Below are 21,489 nucleotides of genomic sequence, written 5' to 3'. Positions count from 1 at the left end.
CCTTACTCTGCGTAATCTCAGGCCGAATTAAGAGCTTGTTAAGGGAGAACCGGCGAATCGCTCCCGCACGTGGCCGATTTCACATTCCCGGCGGGCACATGACGGGGTCACATGTCCGCGAAATTCCGGGATGTCACCAAAGCCTGTTCGGCATAGCTCCGTCCGAAGAGCACCGTGTGCACCAGCAGCGGGAACAACTGGTGCAGGCCGATCCGCTCCGCCCAGCCGTCAGCCAGCGGCGCCCGCTCCTGATAACCCGCCACGATGCGGTCCAGATACGGGCAGCCGAAGAGACGGAGCATCGCGAGGTCGGTCTCGCGGTGCCCGCCGTGCGCGGCCGGGTCGATCAGCCGGGCCCGGCCGTCGGCGCCCCACAGGACATTGCCGCTCCACAGGTCGCCGTGCAGCCGGGCGGGCGGCTCGGGCGGCCCTGTGAGTTCCGGCAGCCGTTCGCAGACCCGCTCGATCACGGCGGCCTCGCCCGGCCGCAGGGTCCCCCGGTCGACCGCCTCGCGCAGGTACGGCAGCACCCGGTGCTCGGCGTACCAGTGCGGCCAGTCGGTGCCGGGCTCGTCGCGCATCGGGGCGAGACCGATCCAGGCGTCCCGCGGACCGCCCGGCGGAGCGGACCCGAACGCCGGAGCGCCTGCCGCGTGCAGGACGGCCAGATCCTGGCCGAAACGCGTCGCCGCTCCGGCGTCCGGGCGCCCGGTGCGGATCAGTTCGGTCACCATCCACCGCTCGTCGTGCCCGAGCACCTCGGGTACCGGCACCGCCCGGGCGGCGGCCAGCCAGCGCAGCCCGGCCACCTCGGCCCGTACCGCCCCGGGACCGTTACCGCGCTTGACCATGACCGCGGGACCGCCCGCGAGCGTCACCTCCGCCAGGCCGCCCGAGCGTGCCCGCTCACCCGAGACCGGCCGCCCGGTGAGCCGGGCGGCCACCGCGCCCGGACCCTCGCCGCCGTCGACCACGGCCACCAGGGTATGGGCCGGGCGGGATCAGGAGCCCCAGGTCCCCTGGTCGACGGCGCAGTTCCACCCCGAGCCGTGCAGCGTGAACCGCACCTTGTAGGTGTGGGTGTTCAGCAGATGCGTCTGCACCTTCACCCCGAGAGCGCCCTTCTTCTTCAGCGTCGTCGTGTACACCGAGACCGTCTTCGAGGTCTTGTGGCTGACCTTGCCGCCCTTGGCCGTGGCACTGCCGAAGCGGATGTTCTTGACGTCCGTCACGGTGAACGTGACCTTCTTGAAGCTCGTGGCCGCGCTCTTGTTCTTGACCCCGAAGTACAGGCCGCCGTCGGTGACCCAGCCGCTCGCGTTCACGGAGAAGCGGCTCGGATAGACGATGTCGACCGGGCAACCGGTGCTCTTCGCCGTCTCCGCCCCCGTCTCCGCTCGCGCCGACGCGCCGGTGGCGAGCGCGACCTGGGCGGCGGTGACGAGGCCGGCGACGGCCAGCACGCGGAAAGACGTGTTCATACGGTTCACTGCGGTGATACCTCCCCCTGCGGTACTCATCGGACCGTAGAGAAGAATCCCATCCCTCTCGCCCGGAAGCAGGCGAATTTAGAGGAGATCCGCCGCAAGGCGGTGAAGAGCGTGCGCGGAGTGCGCGCCGATGTCCGCAACGCCGTCGCGGAGGCACCGCCGCACACAGTGAATTCCCAGTAACTCCCTTGTTGCGCAAGCATTGACGTGCCCCATGCGCCCCTCTAGTTTCTGATCGGTTTCCCGAACCATGTCCGAAATCCCGGACATCCCCCCCTCGTCTGGAGCGCACATGAACGGCACCCCCCTGTCGCGCCGCCACTTCCTCGGTGCGGCCGCGACCGTCCCGCTCGCCGCCACCGGCGCCCTCGCCCTCGGCGCCGGATCCGCTCAGGCCGCGACCAACTCGGCCTACGTGATGTGCTACTTCACCGAGTCCCCGGACATGCTGGCCGCCAACTACGGCCTGCACCTGGCCGTCAGCACCGACGGCCTCCAGTGGACCCCGCTCAACCAGAACGACCCCGTCGCCACCCCCACCGCGGGCTCCCTCGGCCTGCGCGACCCGTTCATCCTGCGCAAGCAGGACGGCACCTTCGTGGTGCTCGCCACCGACCTGTACGGCACCGACTGGTCCTACGTCAGCCAGTACATCCACGTCTGGGACTCCACCGACCTGCGCAGCTTCACCGGCTACCGGCGGATGAAGCTGCACGACATGGACACCCACGCCTGGGCGCCCGAGGCCTTCTGGGACGCGGGGCGCGGCACGTACGGCGTCATCTACTCCGCCGTCAACGCCAGCGGCCACAACGTCATCATGATCAACTACACCGGCGACTTCGTGACCGCCGGCGACCCGCAGGTCTTCTTCGACCCCGGCTACGACGTCATCGACGGCGACCTCGCCGTCGGCGTGGGCGGCGTCAACTACCTGTACTTCAAGAAGAACTCGACGCTCGTCGGCGCCCGCTCCACCTCACTGGACCCGGGCAGCTTCACCGAGTTCTCCACGGCCGTCTCGCACAACGGCACCGAGGCCCCGACCCTGGTCAAGTCCCTCACGTCCAGCTCCACCTGGTACCTCTGGGGAGACACCTGGGACCCGAACGGCGTCTTCTACGCCTGGCAGACCGGTGCCCTGTCGGCCGGCACCTGGACCGCCCTCGACCAGAAGACCTACACCCAGCCGCTCAACTCCAAGCACTGTGGCGTCCAGCCCATCACCGCGACGGAGTACAACAACCTCGTCGCCAAGTGGTCCGCCCCCACCTGGAACCGGCTGAAGTCCTACAACTACCCGGCCAGATACGTCCGGCACGGCAACTTCGTCGGCCGGATCGACGAGTACGCCTTCGACCCGTACACCGACGGCATGTGGAAGCTGGTCCCCGGCCTCGCCGACAGCAGCGGCGTGTCCTTCCAGTCGGTGAACTACCCGACCCGCTACCTGCGCCACTACGACTACCAGCTGCGGCTCGACGAGAACGACAGCACCACGACCTTCGCCCAGGACGCCACGTTCTACCGGACCGCCGGTCTCGCCGACTCCTCCTGGTCCTCGTTCCGCTCGTACAACTACCCGACGCGCTACATCCGCCACTCCGACTTCGTGCTGCGCATCGATCCCGTCTCCACGAGCACGGACCAGGCCGACGCCACCTTCTACGTCGGCTACTGACACCACGCCGGGCCCGTCCCGCGGCGACACGCCGACGACGGGCCCAGGACCGCCCGAATGGCGGTGTGCCCGACCGGGGGATTGACCCAGCCGGGCGGAGTTGGGCGTGTCGTGACCACGGATGGGCGGCCTGGATGGTGCGCGCCGCGGGGCTGGCTGACGGTGGTTCATGTCGGGGCCGGGTCGTTACAGCTGATGGAGTATCGGCGCCCGGCCGCGGCGGAAGGACACCGAGATGCGTTCTGCCCGCATGATCCTCGCGACCACGGCCGCCACCGCGGCCCTCGCGTTCTCCGCCCCAGCAGCCCACGCCGCGGGCTCGGGCGACCGGGACGACGGAGGCCGCGACGACTCTTCCTACAGCAGCAACGACAGCAGGTTCGACCCCGATTCCTACAAGGGCCAGGACGACGAGGAGAAGGGGGACCAGGGAGGCAAGGAGAGCCAGGGGGGCAAGCAGGACCAGGGCGGCAAGGGGAAGGACGAGGGCGGCTCCTCGTGGGGCGACGACGGGGAGAGCGACCGGCCGCACGGCGGTATGCACACCGGCGGCGGCGCCCTCGCCACGCCCGGTGTCACCGCGGGCGGGCTGGCCGTGCTCGGCGTAGCGGCCACCGGTGCCTACGCGCTGCGGCGCAGGAGAGTCCCCGGGTCCGCGTCCTGATGGGCCCACGCATGCGGGGCCGCGGTGCCGTCGGCGCTCCACACTCCGACGGCACCGCGCCCCCTGTGTCCCGCCCTCCCGCTGCCGTGCCCCAGAAAGGTGACCTCCGATGGCAGCTGGCCCCACCACCCCCACCAAGCCCGACCCCGATGCACCCGCCGTCCCCGACGACCGGGACGGCTCCGGCAGTCCCCCCTCGGGCGGACGACTGCCCGTGTGGGGCATCGCCGTCCTGCTCCTCGCCGTGGCGCTGATCGGCGGACACACCGGCGGTTCCGACACGACCGGCACCACCAGGGCCGAGAGCACGGACGCCGTCCCCTCGGCCGATCCCCGCCGGACCGGCGAGGCGCTGCCCCGGTCCACGCCGACCCGCCTGCTCATCCCGAAGATCGCCGTCGACGCTCCCTTCACCGCCCTCACCATCGGTTCCACGGGCCAGCTCCAGCCCCCGCCGGCCGCCAACACCAACCTCGTCGGCTGGTACTCCAGGGGCGCGGCACCCGGCGAGGCGGGCACCGCGATCATCGCGGGCCACGTCGACACCGTGACCTCCGCGGCCGTCTTCGCCAGGCTGGACGAACTGGAGCGCGGCGACCGCTTCTCGGTGAGCCGGGCCGACGGCACGGACGCGAACTTCGTGGTCGACGACGCCGAGACCTTCGCCAAGGACGACTTCCCCAGCGACCGCGTCTACGCGGACACCCGCCGCCCCGAGGTGCGCCTGATCACCTGCGCCGGCGACTACGACCACGATGTCAGGGACTACACGGCGAACCTGGTGGTCTTCGCCCACCTGGTCTGACACCGCACGGGTGCCGCCGGGTCAGCCGCCCGTGGACTCCCGCACCACCAGACGGAACGGACCGGCGAACTCCTCCCGCTCCGGTCCCGGCCCGCCCCGGTCGATGCGGGCCGCCAGCAGGGCGACCGCGCGCTCGGCCATCAGGTCGTGGTCCGGGTCGACGGTGGACAGGGAGGGGACGAGGTACGCGCTCTCGTCGACGTTGTCGAAGCCGATGACCTTGACTCGTTCCGGCACCCCGATCCCGGCGTCGGCGAGAGCGCGCAGCACGCCCATGGCCACCGTGTCCGTCACACAGAACACCCCGTCGAAGGCGAGGCCGCGTGCCATCCGCTCCCGGACGCGGCGGGCGGCCTCCTGCATGGTGAGCGGCCCGGCGGTCACCACCAGCTCCGGGTCGGCCGGCAGCCCCGCTGCCGCCAGCGCCCGCAGATACCCGGCGTGCCGCAGGCTCGACACGTCGACCTCACCGCCCAGCCGCCCGCACACGATGGCGATCCGCCGGCAGCCCCGCTCGACGAGATGGCGTGTCGCGGCCTCGGAGGCGGCCTCGTTCGGCATGGCGACATGGTCGACGGGCCCGCCGAAGATCCGCTCGCCGAGGATCACCACCGGATGGTCGACGTCGAGCGCCCCGACATCGGCCGGGCCCATGCCGACCGTGCTCAGGATGAGCCCGTCGTAGAGCCGGTTGCGGGACAGGGAGAGCGCCGCCAGCTCGCTCTCCCGGCGGGCGCCGGTCTGCTCGATGCTCACCCGCAGGCCGTGCCCGGCCGCCGCCGCGATGATCGAGGCGGCCAGCCGGCCGTAGTAGGGACGGTTGATCTCGGGGACGGCCAGGCCGATGGTCCCGGTGCGGCCCTTGCGCAGGTTGCGGGCGGCCACGTTGACCCGGTAGCCGAGCCGGTCCATCGCCTCCAGGACCCGCTCCCGGGTGGCCGGGCGGACGTTGGGGTGCCCGTTCATCACGTTGGAGACGGTCATCGCCGACACCCCGGCCGCCTTCGCCACGTCCTGGATCGTCGCCACACTCACTCCCGCCGGCTGTCCTCGGCAAGACGATAGAGGGCGGCGCCGTGGGCGGGCAGCACGGCGACCAGTTGCCGGCCGTCGTGGGCGGTGTCGGTGCCGGTCCACACCTCGCGGACGCGGTCGCGGGAGGTGGCGCCGACCGCGCCCAGCGGCACCTCGAAGCGCCGCTCCTCGTCCGCGAGCGAGAACACCGCCGCGTACCGGGTGTGCCCGTCGGTGTCCCGGGCGGTCCACAGCACCAGGTCCCGCTCCCGCAGCACCTCCTGGTTGCCGGTGCTGTGCCACAGCACGTCCAGTGCCTCGTCGTTGGTGAGCAGCGCGATGGTGCCGGGAGGGGAGGTGGGCAGGTCGCCGCCCATCATCAGCGGCGACCGCGAGATCAGCCACAGGGTGAGCAGGCTGACCTGCTCGGGATGGGTGAGGGCGCACTGGCGGTCCGCGCCGCGCTCGGCACGGATCCCGATGTGGCCGAGCGGCAGCATGTCGGCGTCCGCCCAGCCCCGCTCGCCCTGCCAGGGGGCCCAGCGGGCCATCCGCGCGAACTGCGCCTCGACGTCCTCCCAGCGGTCCCAGAGGTCGTCGCAGACCCGCCACATGGTGGCGTGCTCCCGCAGGTGGTCCAGGCGGGCGAGGGACATGTCGGTACCGGGGGAGAGGCTCAGTTCGATCGGCCGTCCGCTGCGCTCGATCGCTCGTGCGTAGGCGGCGATCTCCCGCTCGTGGTACGGGAAGAGCATGTCGTCGGCCTTGACGAAGTCCACGCCCCAGGCGGCGAACTGGGCGACCTGGGCGTCGTAGTAGGCCTGGGCGCCGGGGTGGTCGTGGTTCAGGCCGTAGTTGTCCGAGTTCCAGGGACACACGGAATCGGTGTCGGCCACGTCCGCGGCCGTGAACTCCGTGCCGAGCACGGGCAGTGCGGCCTCCACCGCGCGCCGTGGGATGCCCCGCATGATGTGCAGCCCGAACCGCAGGCCCATGCCGTGCACCCGCGCGGCCAGCGGACCGAAACCCGCCCCGTCCGCGGCGGAGGGGAACCTGTTGGGGGCGGGCAGCTGGCGGCCGTGGCCGTCGAGGACGAGCGGGGCGTCCGGGTTGTAGCCGTGGGCGCGGGCGGTGGGCTCGTACCACTGGATGTCGACGACGACGGTGTCCCAGCCGTGCGGGAGCAGGTGCTCGCGCATGAACCCGGCGTTGGCGAGGACCTCCTCCTCGGTGACGGTGGTGCCGTAGCAGTCCCAGCTGTTCCAGCCCATGGGCGGCCGCAGGTGGCGGGCGGGCTGCGGGCGTGCGGATCGGGTCATGTGCGCGCTCCTGCGGGTCAGCGCCGGTCCAGGGGAGCCTGGACGGTGACGAACGAGTGGGGCGGGAGGGTGAGCCGCAGTCCGCCGGCGGTCACGGACACGCCGTCGAACGCGGTGGGGGAGACGGCCGTCGAGGCCTCCGGGGTGTTGTGGGCCTGGAGCTTGTCGGCCGTGAGGATCCGGGCGGCCGGCTCGCCGAGGCTGCCGCCGCGCAGGTCGAGGGTGACCTCGGCCGGTTCCGCGGCGTCCAGGTTGCTCAGCGAGATCAGGACGGTGCCGTCCTTGACGCTGGCCGAGGCGGACACCGTCTCCAGTTCCGCGTCCCCCACCGTGCGCCGGGTGCCCTCGCCGCGCAGGTGCACGGGGAGCGAGGTGGCGTCCTGGTGGCCCTTGTTCATCTCGAAGACGTGGTAGGTCGGGGTCAGGACCAGGGCGTCGCCGTCGGTGAGGATCATGGCCTGGAGCACGTTGACGGTCTGGGCGATGTTCGCCATGTGCAGGCGGGCCGCGTGCCTGTGGAAGATGTCGAAGTGGGTGCTCGCCACCAGCGCGTCGCGCAGGGTGTTCTGCTGGAAGAGGAAGCCGGGGTTGGTGCCGGGTTCCACGTCCCACCAGGTGCCCCACTCGTCCAGGACGAGGCCGACGGTACGCCCCGGGTCGTAGACGTCCATGACCGTCGAGTGGCCGGTGAGGATGCGGTCGATGCGGTGGGCCGACAGCATCGTGCGGTAGTAGTCCTCGGCGTCGAACTCCGTGGCGCTGCCCTTGGCCTCCCAGGGGCCCGCGAGGGTGTAGTAGTGGACGGACAGGCCCTGGAAGAAGTTCTTCGGGGTGGCCTCGCAGCCGAAGCAGCTGATCTGCTGCATCAGGGTCTCGGTCCACTTGTAGTCCGCGTCGGAGGCGCCCGAGGCGATCCGGTACAGCTTGTTGTCGCCGTGGTCGCGGCAGTAGGTGGCGTACTGGCGGGCCAGGTCGGCGGAGTACTCGGCGCGCATGTTGCCGCCGCAGCCCCAGGTCTCGTTGCCGATGCCCCAGTACTTCACCCGCCACGGCTCCTCGCGGCCGTTCTCCTTGCGCAGCCGCACCATCGGGCTGTCGCCGTCCCGGGTCAGGTACTCCACCCACTCGCTCATCTCGCGGACCGTGCCGGAGCCGACGTTGCCGCTGATGTAGGGCTCGGCGCCGAGGAGTTCGCACAGGGCCATGAACTCGTGGGTGCCGAAGTGGTTGTTCTCCTCGACGTTGCCCCAGTGCGTGTTGACCATCCGGGGCCGCTGCGCGCGCGGTCCGACGCCGTCCTGCCAGTGGTACTCGTCGGCGAAGCAGCCGCCCGGCCAGCGCAGGTTGGGGATGTCCAGGGCGCGCAGGGCCGCCACGACGTCGAGGCGGATGCCGCCCTCGTTGGGGACGGGGGAGTCCTCGCCGACCCAGAAGCCGCCGTAGACGCAGCGGCCGAGGTGTTCGGCGAAGTGGCCGTAGAGATGGCGGCTGATCGTCGGGCCCTCGATGTCGAGGTTGATGATCGCGGTGGCGGTGGGCACGCGGGGCACTCCTGTCCGTGAAGCCAACTGTTCGATATATGGAACGTCGTTCGTCGAGTCGATCGTGCGAACGCCTTTTGTATCGATAAAAAGCTGCCATCGGGCCGTGATCACGTCAAGAGGGCGGACAGCCCGGTTCCCTGTGGGCACAGGGAACCGGGCTGCCGGAGGCGAGGGGTGTCAGACCGCCGGGGACGGGAACGTCGGGTACTCCACGCCCGAGACGTGCTGGACGACCCGGACCACCTGGCAGGAGTAGCCGAACTCGTTGTCGTACCAGAGGTAGAGGATCGCGTTGTCGCCCTCCACCTTCAGGGCGCCGGCGTCGACGATCGACGCGTGGCGCGAGCCGATGAAGTCGCTGGAGACCGCGTCCGGGGCGGTGATGAAGTCGATCTGGCGCTTCAGCGGTGAGGTCAGCGACACCTCGCGGAGGTAGTCGAGGACCTCCTCGCGGGAGGCCTCGCGGGCCAGCTGGAGGTTGAGGATCGCGATCGACACGTCCGGGACCGGGACCCGGATCGAGCTGCCGGTGATCCGTGCCTTGAGGTCGGGCAGCGCCTTCGCCACGGCGGAGGCGGCGCCGGTCTCGGTGATCACCATGTTGAGCGGCGCGGACCGGCCGCGGCGCTCGGACTTGTGGTAGTTGTCCAGCAGGTTCTGGTCGTTGGTGAACGAGTGGACCGTCTCCACGTGGCCGCGCAGCACCCCGTACTCGTCGGCCATCGCCTTCAGCGGCGGCACGATCGCGTTGGTGGTGCAGGAGGCGCAGGACAGGATCTGCTCGTCCGGCTTGATGGTGTCGTGGTTGACGCCGTGCACGATGTTCGGGACGTCGCCCTTGCCCGGCGCGGTCAGGACGACCTTCTCGATACCGGGGCGCAGGTGCTTCGACAGACCCTCGCGGTCCCGCCACTTGCCCGTGTTGTCGATGAGGATCGCGTCCCGGATGCCGTACTCGGTGTAGTCCACGGCGCTCGGGTCGTCGGCGTAGATCACCTTGATCTCGTTGCCGTTGGCGAGGATCGTGCTGCTCTCCTCGTCCACGGTGATCGTGCCCTGGAACTGGCCGTGGATGGAGTCGCGGCGCAACAGCGAGGCGCGCTTCACGATGTCCTCGCCGCCCGCGCCGCGCACCACGATGGCCCGCAGGCGCAGGCCGTTGCCCGAGCCGGCCTTCTCGATGAGCAGCCGGGCGACCAGGCGGCCGATGCGGCCGAAGCCGTACAGGACGACGTCCCGCGGCTCACGCTGCTCGATCTTGTTGGCCCCGGTGGCCCCGGCGACCGCCTCCGCGGTGAACGCCTCGACGCTCAGACCCCGGTCGTCGGCCTTGTGGGTCGCGGCGAGCATGCCGATGTCGATCTGGGAGGGGCCGAGGTCGAGGGCGGTGAGCGCCCGCAGGAACGGCATCGTCTCGGTGACCGACAGCTCGGCACCGTCGATCTGGCGGGCGAAGCGGTGGGTCTTGAGGATGCTGACCACCGACTTGTTCACCAGGGAGCGGCTGTGGAGGAGGACCGTCACGTCCCGCTCCCGGTGCAGCTTCCCGATGAGCGGGATCATCGACTCCGCGATCTCCTCGCGGTTCTTCCAGTTGGTGAACGAGTCCTCGTTGACAGTCACAGACCTGAATCTCTCGATCGAGCTGGGTGGCGCTCATATGCTAAACCGACCGGTGAATGATCGATCAAGGGGGTCCGGGTGTGATGCGGGTCGCGAAGTTCTGAACCCGGGCGGAAGACCGTAAGAAGCCTCCGTGTCGTGTTGCGCCGTCGCGGGCCGCTGCCGAAGGTCGGAGCGTGAGCACGTCCTCCGTCCCGCGGCCCGAGTCCGCCGCGCAGACCGGTCCCGCCCGCCCCGCACCCGCCCGCCGCACCCCGTCCGGCCTGCTGCCCGTCCTCGTCCTGTTCACGGTCGTTCGGCTCGCCGGAGTCGCCGCCGTCGCCGCGGCGAACCACGCCATGGGGCGCCCCCTGGTCAGGAACCTGGCCCACGCGTGGGACGCCCGCTGGTACCTGCACATCGCCACCCACGGCTACGGCGACCTCATCGAGATCACCCGCAGGGGAGCCGTGCAGACCGACTGGGCGTTCTTCCCGCTGTACCCGGGGCTCATCCGCGCCGTGACGACGGTCCTGCCCCTCACCCCCGGCGAGGCCGCGCTGGCCCTCGCCTGGACCGCCGCCGTCGTGGCAGCGTGGGGCATCCACCGGATCGGCTGCCACCTGTACGGCCGGGCCGTCGCCGCCGCGCTCGTCGTCCTGTGGGCCGTACTGCCCCAGTCGGTCGAACTCACCATCGCGTACACCGAGTCCCTCTTCTCGGCCCTCGCGGCCTGGTCCCTGTACCGCGTGCTCAAGGGCCGCTGGCTGTGGGCCGGCTGCCTGGCCGCACTCGCCGGGCTGTCCCGCCCCAGCGGCTTCGCGGTCGCGGCCGCCGTCCTGGCCGCGGGCGCGTACGAAGCGGTACGGCGGCGAGGCCGCGTGCCGCTCGCCCTGTGGGCCGGCTGCCTGCTCGCCCCGCTCGGCTGGCTCGGCTACGTCCTGTGGGTCGGGTGGCGCACCGGAAACCTTCTGCACGGCTACTTCGAGGTGCAGCGCGCCTGGAGCTCGCGCTTCGACTTCGGCGCGGGTTCCCTGCGCTTCCTCAAGGGCCTGCTGCTGCACGGCGGCGGCTTCGTCTACGCGGCGGACCTGGTGATCGTCGCCGGGGGTCTGCTGCTCTTCTGCCTCCTCTGCCTGGACCGGGCCCCGCTGGTCCTGGTGGTCTTCGCGGGCGTCCTGGTCCTGGTGGTCGTGGGCGGCTCGGGCTCCTTCTCCTCCAAGCCCCGCTTCCTGCTCCCGGCCTTCCCTCTCCTGATCCCGCTCGCCCGCGCCCTGGTCGGCAGCCGCCGCGTGCGTCCCGCCCAGGCGGTTCTCGTCGTCGGCGCCCTCACCGCGGTCTCGCTGCTGTTCGGGGCCTACGTGATGACGGTCGCCCGCTCACCCCTGTGAGGTCCAGGCCCCCCTCAGGTCGGTGGCCACGTCGAGGAGCAGGGTCCGGAAGACGCCCGCCAGCGGGGTCAGCGTGGTGTCGGACCGGGTCACGGCGTGCAGGTCGCGGTGGAGCGGCGGGTCGGCCAGCGGGCGGTGCGTGGTGCCCGGGACCCGGGTGAGGGCCAGCCGGGAGACGAGCGCGACGCCGTAGCCGGTGCCGACGAGTGCCTGGGCCAGGTCGTACGACGCCGTCTGGAACCGGATCCTCGGCGTGAAGCCGGCCCCGATCGCCGCCCGGTCGAGCTGTTCGCGGGCGGCGTGTCCGGCCAGGATGGTCACCCAGGACTCGTCGCGGAGCTGCTCCAGCCGCAGCGGTGTGCCGTCGGGTGACCCGGTGACCAGGGGGTGGTCGTCGGGCAGGACGATGACCATGGGGTCCCGCAGCAGCGTGTGCGCGGTGATGTGCGGGGGCGGCTCCGGGGGCAGTGCCCAGGAGGCGATCACCGCGACGTCGAGTTCGCCCGCCGCGACCCGCTCGACGCCGCGGTCGGAGAGCAGGTCCTCCACCGACACGTCGGCGTTCGGATACCGGTGGCGCAGCGCGGTCAGGGCGGGCGGGAGCAGATGCAGGGCGGCGGCCAGGAACGCGCCCACCCGCAGTCGCAGCGACAGGTGGCCGAGGAGCGCGGCGAGCCGTTCGCCGGCCTGTTCCGTCTGCTCGTCGACGACCCGTCCGTGCTCCGCGAGCAGCGCCCCGGCCGCCGTGAGCGCCGCGCCGCGCGGCCCGCGCACCACCAGCGGCACCTTCCAGTCCCGCTCCGCCCGGGCCACCTGCTGGGTCACCGCGGCCGGCGTCACGCCGAGGGCGTGGGCGGCACCGGTGAGCGAACCGTGCCGGTCGATCATGGCGAGCAGGCGCAGCTGCCCCGGATCCGAGCTCATCACTCAATTAACTTAACGCTGGCCGCCATGGTGCTTACTTCTCTTCATGCATCCGTCGCGTCAGCCTGGTGACGGACCATCCGCCCCCTACCCGTGAGAAGGCCGCGACACGTGCCCGTCCATCTGCCCCTCTTCGTGCTCACCACCTGGCTGCTGGCCATGCTCCCGGGCGCCGGGCAGGCGCTGATGATCCGGCAGATCCTCGCGTTCGGCCCTCGGCCCGCCCGGGCCACCATCGCGGGCAACGCCACCGGGCTGCTCGTCTGGTCGACCGCCGCCGCCGTGGGCCTCTCCGCGGTGCTCCTGGCCAACCCGCACGCGTATCTGGTGGTACGTGTCGCCGGCGGGGCGGTGCTGTTCGCGCTGGGGCTCGGCACCCTCAGGGCGGCGGCGAAGGAGGGCGCCGCGGCGATCGGTCCGGACGGCGGGAGCGCCGGTCCCGGCGGGCTCCGGAGCGCGTACGGTGCCGGCCTGGGCACCACGCTGGGCAATCCCAAGGCCGGGGTGTTCGCCGTGTCGGTGCTGCCCCAGTTCGTCACGGCCGACGGTCCCGTCCTGCTGAGCAGCGTCGCGCTCGGCGTCCTGTGGGCCGTCGTCAACGCCTGCTGGTACCTGCTCTTCACCTGGGCCGTCGGCCGGGGCCGGGCCCTGGTCTCCCGGCCGGCGGTGCGACGCGCCCTGGACCTCGTCACCGGCGTGGTGCTGTGCGGGCTCGGTGTGGCGGTGGCCGGGGGAGTCTGACCGGAGCCGGTGGGCGTCGTACCGGAGAGCGCCGCCCGACGCGGGCGCCGAGAGGCGCACAAACCGGTGGCGCCGATCACCACGACGTGGTCGGCGCCACCGGAGGGCTGAACGGGCCGCGGTCTAGCGGGGGTTGAAGACCACGCTGGCGAAGCGCACGGTGCCGGCGGCCGAGTGCCCGGGGGCGACCCGGTGCGCGGTGCCCTTGCACTTGGGCTTGCTGTAGACGACGAGCGCCTTCTTCGTGGCGTTCTGCGGCCCGCGCGCCTCCTGCGCCATGTCGAGGCACTTGCGGTCCGGCGGGTTCTGGATGGCGTACGCCTTGCCCTGCGGCCCCACCCAGACGAACGTCCCTTGGGCGGCGGCCGCCGGACCCACGGTGATGACGGTGAGGGCAAGCCCGCCGAGAGCGACGGCGAGCGGACGGAGCAGACGCATCGTGAAATCCTTCGTGAAGTTCAACGGTGACAACGGTGACAACGGTGACAACGGTGACAAGGAGTCGCGGTGACGCCTGGGCACCGCGACATCACACACCGTCACCCCACCCGGACGGCCCGGCGACACGCATACGTCCCACGTCCGAGCGACACCCGTCGGCCTGCCGTGACGCCGGGTCCGGCCGGTGGGGGCGGGAGGGCTCACACGAAGGCCACCACCAGGGCGACCGCGACGGTGAGCGCCGACAGGCCGACCATCGCGGTCCGCCACACGAAACCCGGCGCCGGGCCCGGGGGCGGCGGATCCGGTACGCGCCCGTCCGGATGGCGACGGTCCGGCCGGCAGGCGTCCGACAGCTGGGCGGAGGGGGGAGTGTCGCTGAGGCCCATGTCTGTTCAAACGTCCCCGAGGCGCAAGGGAGTCGGCGTGACCGGTGTCGTCACACCATCGGGGCAACGGGTTCCCCGGACGGGCGCTCCCACGGGCTGGGCAGCGGCCGCGGCGAGGTCTGCCGGTCACGACCCGAAAGGCCATGACCGGCATCTTCAGCTGCCGCTACCTCCTCGCCCCGGCGGTTCCCGTGCTGATCCCGCTGCTGTTCCGCCACGGGGACCGGAAGGGGCGGCTCAGAACAACGCGTTGTAGCCGAAACCGCCGTCGTTGACCAGCACCCTGGGGCCGAACGTGCCCTTCCCGGTGCCGTTCTGCCGGTACAGGCGGTTGGCCGCGTCCCGGGCGACCAGGTCGGCCTTGCCGTCTCCGGTGACGTCCCCGACCCCGAGGACCACGTTGTACGAGGCGCCCCAGTCGGAGGCGATCTTCACCCGCGCGGAGAAGGTGCCGTTGCCCTTGCCGTAGTAGCGGTACAGGTTGTTCGACCTGTACCGGGCCAGCAGGTCGCCGATGCCGTCGCCGTTGAGGTCCCCGGCGCCGACGACCACGTCGTTGCAGCCGTCACCGCTCAGGTCGCCCATGGCCACGGGCCTGGCGGTGGTGGGCCGGCCGCTGCCCATCTGCCACACGTGGTTCAGCGTGCCGTAGTGGAGCCAGGTCCGGCCGTGGGCGTCGAGGGCGAGCAGGTCGCCGCCGCCGTCCGGCAGGCCGCCGGATCCGTCTCCGTAGACGTGGAAAGCCCCGTGCCCCCGAGGGCGAGTGAGACGGCGACCAGCGTCGTGGGGCCGCTGCGCGCAGGCGGCCCGACGGCATGGCAGATCTGCCCATGTGTGAGTTCCCTCCCCGTGGGGGCGTTTGCCCTGGTGCGCAGCTTAGGAGGTAAGTGGGGCAACAGTGACGGCAGTTGATCAGGCGGCGGGCGCGTGCGGGCGGGTGACACACGGGGCGCGTGAGCCGTCGGCGATTCATGGCCGGAATTACGGGACATAAGAGTAAATTCCTGGCTATTGCTTGAGAGAGGTGTCACCGGCAGACGGGGCAAGGGATGAGCACGGACGACCGCGTCACGGTGACGACCGGGATCGCACGGCTGCACGCGGCGCCCGCACTCGCCGGGCCCGGCCGCTTCGGGCTGGTGACCAACCACACCGGCGTCCTGCCCGGCCTGCGCCCGGCCGCACCCGCGCTGCTCGCGGCCGGCGCGCCGCTGGTCGCCCTGTTCGGTCCCGAACACGGACTGCACGGGACCGGTCAGGCCGGTGAGGGCGAGACCGCCCGGACCGACCCCGACACCGGGCTGCCGGTCCACGACACCTACCGGTGCGACGGCGAACGGCTCGACAAGCTGCTGATCGACAGCGGGGTCGACGCCCTGGTCCACGACCTCCAGGACATCGGCGCCCGGTACTACACCTACGTGTGGACCATGTTCGACCTGATGGTCTCGGCGGCCCGCACCGGCATCCGGTTCGTGGTCGCCGACCGGCCCAATCCGCTCGGCGGACTCGTCAGCGAGGGCCCACTGCTCGAACCGGCGTGGGCCAGCTTCGTCGGCCGCGCCCCGATCCCCGTTCGGCACGGTCTCACCTGCGGCGAACTCGCCCGGTACCTCAACGCCTCGGCCGTGCCCCGGGCGGCGGGCCGCGCGGCCGACCTGACGGTGATCCAGGCCCTCGGCTGGCGGCGCGCCATGGACACCGCCGCCACCGGGCTGCCCTGGATCGCGCCCTCGCCGAACATCCCGACACCCGCCACCGCCACCGTGTACCCCGGCACCTGCCTCTTCGAGGGCACCAACCTCTCCGAGGGCCGGGGCACCACCCAGCCCTTCGAGATGGTCGGCGCCCCCTATCTCGACGCCCGCTTCGCCCCCGCCCTCGCCGAACTCGGTCTGCCCGGCGTGCACTTCCGCGACCTGCGGTTCGTACCGGCCTTCCACAAACACGCCGGACGACCGCTGCGCGGGGTCCAGCTCCACGTCACCGACCGTGCGGCGTTCGCCCCCGTACGCACCGCCGTCGCGATGCTCGCCACGCTGCGGCGGCTGTACCCGGACGACTTCGCGTGGCACACCACGGACGGCGGCGCCGAGCGGACCGGCCACCGTCACCTCGTCGACCTGCTGTGGGGTTCCGACCGGCTGCGGCGCGCCGTCGACGCCGGCGACGACCCGCTGCCGCTGTGCGACCCGCCGGCCCCGCCCGGCCGCTGGGCCGGCGACGACGTGCTGCTCTACCCCTGACTCCCGCCGCTCCCTCCCCGACAGCCGCCGCCCCGCTCGGAAGGACACCCCGTCGATGACCGATCTCACGACTCTCACGACGACGACCCGGGCCGGGATCCGCGGCTTCCGCGCGGGCGACGGACCGCGGCTGGTGGAGACGTGGCGGCGGAGCGCGCCCGCCGACCCCGTCACCGCGGACCGGTTCCGCTCCCTGGTGCTCCTCGACCCCAACTTCGACCCGGACGGCCTACGGGTCGCCGTCGACGGCGAACGTGTCGTCGGCGCCGCCTACGCGGTGCGCCGGCTGACCCCGATGGCCGGCACCGACCTGGAGCCCGAACAGGGCTGGATCCCGTTCTTCTTCGTCGACCCGGACGCCCGCGGTCTCGGCCTCGGCCGCCGGCTGCTGACCGAGGCCCTCGAGTGGCTGCACGGCCACGGTCGTACCCGGGTGGACTTCTCCTCGTACACCCCGAACTACGTCTTCCCCGGCCTGGACGCGGAGGCCTACCCGGAGGCGGCCGGGCTTCTCGACTCCCTGGGCTTTCGCACCCTGTACGAGGCGGCGGCGATGGACCGCGTCCTGGTCGGCTACCGCCTCCCGGCGGACGTCGCGCTCCGGGTGGCCGAACTCACCGCGCGGGGCTACCGGTTCGGCACCCCGGCCGACGACGACCTGGTGGACCTGCTCGCGCTCGCCGGGGGCCACTTCGGGCCGGACTGGGCGGCCACGATCCGGGCGTGCCTGACCGCGGGCACGCCGCTCGACCGGATCGTCGTGGCCCGCGACCCCGGGGGCCGCATGGCCGGCTGGGCCATGCACGGCGCGTTCGACTCGGTCGACGAGCGGTTCGGCCCGATCGGCGTGCTGGAGGAACTGCGCGGCACCGGTCTCGGAGAGGTCCTGCTCCACCTGGTCCTGGAGCGGATGCGGGCGCTCCGCGCGCACTCCGCGTGGTTCCTGTGGACCGGCGCGCAGTCGCCGGCGGGCCACCTCTACCGCAAGAGCGGCTTCACCACCACCCGGGTGTTCCGGGTGATGCGCCGGGAGGCCGCCCGGTGACACCGTCACCGAGCCGGTCACCGGGCCGGTCGCTGAGCCGGCGTGGCTTCGCGCTCGGGCTGCCCTCGGCGCTCCTCGCGTCCGGGTGCGCCGCCCCGCACGAGGGGACCGGGCGGGCCGGTGATCCGGTCGTCCTCACCCTGCTCTCCCACTACGCGAGCGGGGAGCTGAAGAAGGCCCTACAGGGCCCGGTGGACGAGTGGAACGCCCTGCACGACCGGGTCAAGGTGCGGACGAAAGCCGTCGAGTTCACCGACCTGCTGACCACCTTCATGGTCCGGCAGGCCGCGGGCCAGGGCACGGACATCCTGCACCCGTACTGCCTGTGGAACGGCCAGCTCGTCCGGGCCGGAGTGCTGCGGCCCGCGCCGCCCGAGCACGCCGAGGAGATCCACCGCGGCTACGGCGCCGCCGCGGTCGGCTCCGCGTCGGTCGACGGCACGGTGTACGGCTACCCCACCGAGATGCAGACGTACGCCCTCTACTACAACAGGCGACTGCTGCGCGAGGCCGGCGTCGACGGCCCGCCGCGCACCTGGCCGGAGCTGGAGCAGACCGCGTACCGCACCGCCCGGCAGGACCGCTACGGCAACACGCTCGTCCAGGGGTTCGGCCTGTCGACCTTCGACGACTCCACGACCGTCGGCCAGACCCTCGCCCTGCTCAACGCGGCCGGCGGGCGGTTCGTGTCGGCGGACGGCAGGAGCACCGCCATCGACTCGCCGGCCGGCCGCGCCGTCCTCGACCTGGAGCGCCGCCTCGTGGACCGGCACGCGAGCGCCCCCGCCGTCAACGTCTACCAGGCGTTCGCCTCCGGCCAGGTCGCCATGGTGATCAGCGCCGGCTGGTGGACCGCGAACCTGAAGGCGCTGATGGGCACCGCCTACCGTGACGTCGGAGTCGCTCCCGTACCCCTGCCCGCAGCGGACGGCAGGCGCGCCACGCTCTCCACCGGCTTCATGCTCGGCGTCAACACGGCCAGCCGGCACCCGCGCGAGGCCTGGGAGTTCCTGCGCTGGCTCAACACCGAGAAGGTGCGCGGCACGACCCGGATGAGCGCCCTGCAGGCATCGGTCGGCTCCCTCACCGGCCGCGCCGACGACATGCGGAGACTCCTCGGCTCGGGCGGCGACCCGAACCTGCACCCGTTCCTGGACGCGCTGGCGTACGCCGTACCCGAACCGAACGTGCCGGGCGCGCAGCAGGCCAAGTCACTGCTGCGCAAGAACGTCGAGGCCCTGTGGACCGGTCAGCAGACGGTCGACGAGGCCTTGCGCTCCACCCGCCGCCAGGTCGACCAGGAGGTGTCGCGGTCATGGTGAACGCCACCCTGGCACCGGAGCCGACCGAACGGGCGGCGCGCGAGAGGTCCGCCGCCGACGGAGTCCGCGTCCGCGCCCGGAACCGGCGCCGCCAGGCCGTCGTCGCCTACCTCTTCCTGGCCCCGACGCTCCTGTTCTACGCCGTCTTCCTCGCCCTCCCGCTCGGCTTCGCGGTGCTGCTGTCGACGTCCCGGTGGGCCGGGTTCGACCTCGGTGACATCGACCCGGTCGGCCTGGACAACTTCGCCGGCCTGTTCACCGCCGGCTCGACGTTCCTGACGCCGGTCCTCACCAACACGCTGCTGTTCGCCCTGGGCACGGTGGTCCTCGCGCTCGCCGGCTCCGTGCTCGTCGCCACCTGCATCGACAAGCTACGGTTCCAGGGGCTGTGGCGCACCCTGTACTTCCTGCCGATCGTCACCACCGTCGTCGCCGTAGGCAACGTCTGGAAGTACATGTACCAGCCGGGCGGCCTCGTCAACGGTGTCCTCAACGCCGCCGGGCTCGGCTCGGTGGCCTTCCTCCAGGACCCGGACACCGCGCTGCCCTCGGTGGTGGTCGTCCAGGCCTGGGCCTCCGTCGGCTCGGCGATCCTCGTCCTGACCGCCGGGCTGAAGTCCATCCCCGAGTCGTACTACGAGGCCGCCGCGCTCGACGGCGCCGGGCCCGTGACCGTCTTCTGGCGGATCACGCTGCCGTTGCTGCGGCCGTCCCTGCTGTTCGTGTGCGTCACCCAGTTCCTCACCGGTCTCCAGTCCTTCGCGCTGATCATCGTGATGACCAAGGGCGGACCCGGGGACGCCACCGACGTGGCCGCCCTCGAGATGTACCGGCAGGCCTTCTCCTACGGTGACTGGGGCACCGCGAGCGCCGCCGCCTTCGTGCTGTTCACGGTCGTCCTCGCGGTCACGCTGGTGCAGTTGTGGCTCTTCCGGCGCAAAGGGGAGGACGCATGATCCGCCGCCGAGTCCCGTGGCTGTCGTATCTGCTGGTCGGCGCCGGCGCGGTGCTCACGGTGGTGCCGTTCGCCGACATGCTGATGACCTCCTTCAAGGGACCGGACGAGGCCGGCACGCTGCCGTACCGGTTCCTGCCGAAGGCGTTCGACCTGTCCAACTACCGGGCGGCGATCCAGCAGCTCGACCTTCCGGTGCTCTTCCGCAACAGCGTCGTCGCCACCGCCACGATCACCGGTTCGGTGCTGCTCACGTCGTCGCTCGCCGGCTACGCGCTCGCCAAACTCCGGTTTCCCGGCCGGGCCTTCGTCTTCCGTCTCGTGCTGTCGACGATGATGTTCCCGCCGTTCCTCTTCTTCATCCCGCACTTCCTGATCCTGGTGCACTGGCCGCTGGCCGGCGGCAACGACCTCCTCGGGCGCGGCGGCGCCGGACTGACCGTCAGCATCGTGGCGCTCGCCATGCCGTTCCTCGTCAGCAGCTTCGGGATCTTCCTGACCCGCCAGTTCATGGTCTCGATCCCGGACGAGGTCCTGGAGGCCGCGCGCATCGACGGCGCCGGCGAGTTCACCGTCTGGTGGCGGATCGTCGTCCCGCAGACCAAGCCGGTCCTGGTCACCCTCGGCCTGCTGACCTTCGTCGACGCCTGGAACGAGTACATCTGGGCCCTGCTCGTCTCGACCGCCAACCCCGACGTGATGACCCTGCCCGTCGGCATCCAGTTCCTCCAGGACTACGTCGACCCGACCCGCACCCTGCCCATCGTCATGGCCGGCCTGGTCCTGAGCGTCCTGCCGGTCCTGGTCCTCTTCCTGCTGCTCCAGAAGTACTACATCAGGGGTGTCATGCTCAGCGGCCTCAAGTAACGGGTGAGGCGGCGGCAGTGAGCCGGGCCCCGGCGATCTGCCGGGCGGCCCGCTGCGGGGTGACGCCGGTCGCACGCGCCAGGTCGAGAACACGGCCGACGGTGTCGCCGATGCCCTCCACCCGCCGGAGGGCGGCCTCGTGGCCGTGGTTCTCCGATTCCCGGCCGAGCGCGTAGACGATGCCTCCGGCACCGGCGACGTAGTCGGGGATCCAGACCACGCCGTGTGCCGCGAGGGCGTCGGCGACGGACTCGTCGGTGAGCTGGTTGTTGGCCGGGCCGACGACCAGGGGCGCGGCCAGCAGGGGGACGGTCGCCTCGCCGAGGACGCCGCCGACGGCCGCGGGAACGAAGATGTCGGCGGGTGCGGACAGCGCCCGGTCCGGCTCCGCCCATCCGTAACCGCTCGTCAGGGCGATGTCCTTGCGGGACGCGTCCACGTCCGACACCACGACGTGCGCACCCTCGGCGGCCAGGCCGGCCGCGATACGGCTGCCGACCGACCCGAATCCGCTGATCACCACCGTACGGCCGGCGCAGGAGGCGTCACCGAACACATGCCGGGCACCGGCGCGCAGCGCCGCCAGCACGCCGGTGGCGGTGGGACCGCCGGAATCGCCGGTCCCGCCGTGCTCCTCGGGCGCGCAGTACGCGTACGGCGAGAAGCGCTTCAGGACCACCATGTCGTCCGGGCCCGTGCCGATGTCGGGGCCGGTCCGGTACGACCCTTCCAGGGAGGCGATCAGCTCGCCCAGGTCCTCCAGGGCGGCCTGGCGCAGTTGCGCGGTGAGTTCGGTGTCCTTGCCGAGGGCGATCACGCTCTTGCCGCCGCCGAAGTCCAGACCGGCCACCGCGGCCTTGTAGGTCATGGCCTCCGACAGCCGCAGGGCGTCCGTCAGCCCGTCCTGCCAGCTCTCGTAGCGGCGCAGCCGGCACCCGCCGACCGCAGGGCCCAGAACCCGGGAGTGGACGGCGACGATCAGCGGCAGCCCCGAGCGGCTGCCGCGACGGATGACGACCTCTTCATGCGTACATGCTTGGCTCATACGC

21 protein-coding genes are annotated in these 21,489 nt (G+C 71.7%); 10 read left to right on the top strand and 11 right to left on the bottom strand.

Annotated elements, in window-relative coordinates:
- Positions 1-107: 107 nt before the first annotated feature.
- Together ACZ4UV_RS20500 and ACZ4UV_RS20495 are read right to left on the bottom strand one after the other, a co-directional pair.
- Positions 108-944, bottom strand: a complete 837-nt coding sequence (locus ACZ4UV_RS20500; protein ID WP_467840691.1) for a fructosamine kinase family protein — start codon at positions 942-944, stop codon at positions 108-110.
- Positions 945-1,001: 57 nt separating this feature from the next.
- Positions 1,002-1,481 carry a hypothetical protein gene (locus ACZ4UV_RS20495; protein WP_467839578.1) on the bottom strand — a complete coding sequence of 160 codons (480 nt, stop codon included), beginning with the start codon at positions 1,479-1,481 and terminating at the stop codon, positions 1,002-1,004.
- A 301-nt stretch (positions 1,482-1,782) separates the two neighbouring features.
- Between ACZ4UV_RS20495 and ACZ4UV_RS20490 the strand changes: the two genes are divergently transcribed.
- From ACZ4UV_RS20490 to ACZ4UV_RS20480, 3 genes are all read left to right on the top strand, one after another.
- Positions 1,783-3,171, top strand: coding sequence for a glycoside hydrolase family 43 protein (locus tag ACZ4UV_RS20490; RefSeq protein WP_467839575.1), 1,389 nt, complete (start codon positions 1,783-1,785; stop codon positions 3,169-3,171).
- Positions 3,172-3,406: 235 nt separating this feature from the next.
- Positions 3,407-3,835 (top strand): hypothetical protein, encoded by a 429-nt coding sequence (locus ACZ4UV_RS20485; protein ID WP_390044823.1) that lies wholly within the window; start codon positions 3,407-3,409, stop codon positions 3,833-3,835.
- Between the two features lie 109 nt (positions 3,836-3,944).
- Positions 3,945-4,640 carry a class F sortase gene (locus ACZ4UV_RS20480; protein ID WP_390044821.1) on the top strand — a complete coding sequence of 232 codons (696 nt, stop codon included), beginning with the start codon at positions 3,945-3,947 and terminating at the stop codon, positions 4,638-4,640.
- A 21-nt stretch (positions 4,641-4,661) separates the two neighbouring features.
- On the opposite strand, the gene ACZ4UV_RS20475 is transcribed toward ACZ4UV_RS20480, so the two are convergent.
- The 4 genes from ACZ4UV_RS20475 to ACZ4UV_RS20460 all read right to left on the bottom strand — a co-directional run bounded on the left by ACZ4UV_RS20475 (position 4,662) and on the right by ACZ4UV_RS20460 (position 10,140).
- Positions 4,662-5,669: a LacI family DNA-binding transcriptional regulator gene (locus ACZ4UV_RS20475; RefSeq protein ID WP_451019610.1), complete on the bottom strand. Its 1,008-nt coding sequence runs from the start codon at positions 5,667-5,669 to the stop codon at positions 4,662-4,664.
- Between the two features lie 2 nt (positions 5,670-5,671).
- On the bottom strand, positions 5,672-6,973 hold the full coding sequence (locus tag ACZ4UV_RS20470; protein ID WP_467839570.1) for an alpha-galactosidase: 1,302 nt from the start codon (positions 6,971-6,973) through the stop codon (positions 5,672-5,674).
- A gap of 17 nt (positions 6,974-6,990) precedes the next feature.
- The gene (locus ACZ4UV_RS20465; RefSeq protein ID WP_451019612.1) at positions 6,991-8,514 is read right to left on the bottom strand and encodes an alpha-N-arabinofuranosidase; all 1,524 of its coding nucleotides are present in this window, start codon (positions 8,512-8,514) and stop codon (positions 6,991-6,993) included.
- Positions 8,515-8,694: 180 nt separating this feature from the next.
- A complete protein-coding gene (locus ACZ4UV_RS20460; protein WP_451019613.1) occupies positions 8,695-10,140 on the bottom strand; it encodes a glyceraldehyde-3-phosphate dehydrogenase in 1,446 nt (481 codons plus the stop codon).
- Positions 10,141-10,316: 176 nt separating this feature from the next.
- On the opposite strand from ACZ4UV_RS20460, the gene ACZ4UV_RS20455 reads away from it, so the two are divergent.
- On the top strand, positions 10,317-11,510 hold the full coding sequence (locus ACZ4UV_RS20455; RefSeq protein ID WP_451019614.1) for a hypothetical protein: 1,194 nt from the start codon (positions 10,317-10,319) through the stop codon (positions 11,508-11,510).
- Here ACZ4UV_RS20455 and ACZ4UV_RS20450 read toward each other — a convergent pair.
- Positions 11,499-12,434 (bottom strand): LysR family transcriptional regulator, encoded by a 936-nt coding sequence (locus tag ACZ4UV_RS20450; protein ID WP_467839565.1) that lies wholly within the window; start codon positions 12,432-12,434, stop codon positions 11,499-11,501. The two genes, ACZ4UV_RS20455 and ACZ4UV_RS20450, sit on opposite strands and share 12 nt — an antisense overlap.
- A gap of 111 nt (positions 12,435-12,545) precedes the next feature.
- Between ACZ4UV_RS20450 and ACZ4UV_RS20445 the strand changes: the two genes are divergently transcribed.
- Entirely contained in the window at positions 12,546-13,175 is a 630-nt protein-coding gene (locus ACZ4UV_RS20445; RefSeq protein ID WP_467839562.1) for a LysE family translocator, read from the top strand.
- Between the two features lie 123 nt (positions 13,176-13,298).
- On the opposite strand, the gene ACZ4UV_RS20440 is transcribed toward ACZ4UV_RS20445, so the two are convergent.
- The 3 genes from ACZ4UV_RS20440 to ACZ4UV_RS20430 form a co-directional block, all read right to left on the bottom strand.
- Positions 13,299-13,613 carry a hypothetical protein gene (locus ACZ4UV_RS20440; protein ID WP_451017871.1) on the bottom strand — a complete coding sequence of 105 codons (315 nt, stop codon included), beginning with the start codon at positions 13,611-13,613 and terminating at the stop codon, positions 13,299-13,301.
- 203 nt (positions 13,614-13,816) lie between these two features.
- On the bottom strand, positions 13,817-14,005 hold the full coding sequence (locus ACZ4UV_RS20435; protein ID WP_467839559.1) for a hypothetical protein: 189 nt from the start codon (positions 14,003-14,005) through the stop codon (positions 13,817-13,819).
- A 237-nt stretch (positions 14,006-14,242) separates the two neighbouring features.
- Positions 14,243-14,629: an FG-GAP repeat domain-containing protein gene (locus tag ACZ4UV_RS20430; protein WP_467840688.1), complete on the bottom strand. Its 387-nt coding sequence runs from the start codon at positions 14,627-14,629 to the stop codon at positions 14,243-14,245.
- Positions 14,630-15,054: 425 nt separating this feature from the next.
- Between ACZ4UV_RS20430 and ACZ4UV_RS20425 the strand changes: the two genes are divergently transcribed.
- The 5 genes from ACZ4UV_RS20425 to ACZ4UV_RS20405 are packed head-to-tail and all read left to right on the top strand — an operon-like array spanning position 15,055 to position 20,440.
- Entirely contained in the window at positions 15,055-16,251 is a 1,197-nt protein-coding gene (locus ACZ4UV_RS20425) for an exo-beta-N-acetylmuramidase NamZ family protein (RefSeq protein WP_467839556.1), read from the top strand.
- A 55-nt stretch (positions 16,252-16,306) separates the two neighbouring features.
- Positions 16,307-17,296, top strand: coding sequence for a GNAT family N-acetyltransferase (locus ACZ4UV_RS20420; RefSeq protein WP_451017874.1), 990 nt, complete (start codon positions 16,307-16,309; stop codon positions 17,294-17,296).
- Positions 17,293-18,618: an ABC transporter substrate-binding protein gene (locus tag ACZ4UV_RS20415; RefSeq protein WP_467839553.1), complete on the top strand. Its 1,326-nt coding sequence runs from the start codon at positions 17,293-17,295 to the stop codon at positions 18,616-18,618. The genes ACZ4UV_RS20420 and ACZ4UV_RS20415 overlap by 4 nt, the downstream gene beginning before the upstream one ends.
- Positions 18,612-19,574 (top strand): carbohydrate ABC transporter permease, encoded by a 963-nt coding sequence (locus ACZ4UV_RS20410; RefSeq protein WP_390044795.1) that lies wholly within the window; start codon positions 18,612-18,614, stop codon positions 19,572-19,574. The genes ACZ4UV_RS20415 and ACZ4UV_RS20410 overlap by 7 nt, the downstream gene beginning before the upstream one ends.
- Positions 19,571-20,440 carry a carbohydrate ABC transporter permease gene (locus ACZ4UV_RS20405; RefSeq protein WP_451017876.1) on the top strand — a complete coding sequence of 290 codons (870 nt, stop codon included), beginning with the start codon at positions 19,571-19,573 and terminating at the stop codon, positions 20,438-20,440. The genes ACZ4UV_RS20410 and ACZ4UV_RS20405 overlap by 4 nt, the downstream gene beginning before the upstream one ends.
- Here the strand turns inward: ACZ4UV_RS20405 and ACZ4UV_RS20400 are convergent.
- Positions 20,433-21,485: a Glu/Leu/Phe/Val dehydrogenase dimerization domain-containing protein gene (locus tag ACZ4UV_RS20400; RefSeq protein ID WP_467839548.1), complete on the bottom strand. Its 1,053-nt coding sequence runs from the start codon at positions 21,483-21,485 to the stop codon at positions 20,433-20,435. The two genes, ACZ4UV_RS20405 and ACZ4UV_RS20400, sit on opposite strands and share 8 nt — an antisense overlap.
- Between the last annotated feature and the right edge of the window lie 4 nt (positions 21,486-21,489).

This window comes from Streptomyces sp. NPDC028289 (assembly GCF_055565975.1).
The sequence above is the reverse complement of the archived record's forward strand: the minus strand, read 5'-3'. Positions and strand labels throughout refer to the sequence as shown.

Excerpts from the sequence above, each read along its gene's own strand:
- ACZ4UV_RS20495 (WP_467839578.1), bottom strand. The coding sequence starts at position 1,481 with ATGAACACGTCTTTCCGCGTGCTGGCCGTCGCCGGCCTCGTCACCGCC.
- ACZ4UV_RS20490 (WP_467839575.1), top strand. The coding sequence starts at position 1,783 with ATGAACGGCACCCCCCTGTCGCGCCGCCACTTCCTCGGTGCGGCCGCG.
- ACZ4UV_RS20485 (WP_390044823.1), top strand. The coding sequence starts at position 3,407 with ATGCGTTCTGCCCGCATGATCCTCGCGACCACGGCCGCCACCGCGGCC.
- ACZ4UV_RS20480 (WP_390044821.1), top strand. The coding sequence starts at position 3,945 with ATGGCAGCTGGCCCCACCACCCCCACCAAGCCCGACCCCGATGCACCC.
- ACZ4UV_RS20470 (WP_467839570.1), bottom strand. The coding sequence starts at position 6,973 with ATGACCCGATCCGCACGCCCGCAGCCCGCCCGCCACCTGCGGCCGCCC.
- ACZ4UV_RS20450 (WP_467839565.1), bottom strand. The coding sequence starts at position 12,434 with ATGAGCTCGGATCCGGGGCAGCTGCGCCTGCTCGCCATGATCGACCGG.
- ACZ4UV_RS20440 (WP_451017871.1), bottom strand. The coding sequence starts at position 13,613 with ATGCGTCTGCTCCGTCCGCTCGCCGTCGCTCTCGGCGGGCTTGCCCTC.
- ACZ4UV_RS20435 (WP_467839559.1), bottom strand. The coding sequence starts at position 14,005 with ATGGGCCTCAGCGACACTCCCCCCTCCGCCCAGCTGTCGGACGCCTGC.
- ACZ4UV_RS20430 (WP_467840688.1), bottom strand. The coding sequence starts at position 14,629 with ATGGGCAGCGGCCGGCCCACCACCGCCAGGCCCGTGGCCATGGGCGAC.
- ACZ4UV_RS20425 (WP_467839556.1), top strand. The coding sequence starts at position 15,055 with ATGAGCACGGACGACCGCGTCACGGTGACGACCGGGATCGCACGGCTG.
- ACZ4UV_RS20420 (WP_451017874.1), top strand. The coding sequence starts at position 16,307 with ATGACCGATCTCACGACTCTCACGACGACGACCCGGGCCGGGATCCGC.
- ACZ4UV_RS20410 (WP_390044795.1), top strand. The coding sequence starts at position 18,612 with ATGGTGAACGCCACCCTGGCACCGGAGCCGACCGAACGGGCGGCGCGC.
- ACZ4UV_RS20405 (WP_451017876.1), top strand. The coding sequence starts at position 19,571 with ATGATCCGCCGCCGAGTCCCGTGGCTGTCGTATCTGCTGGTCGGCGCC.
- ACZ4UV_RS20400 (WP_467839548.1), bottom strand. The coding sequence starts at position 21,485 with ATGAGCCAAGCATGTACGCATGAAGAGGTCGTCATCCGTCGCGGCAGC.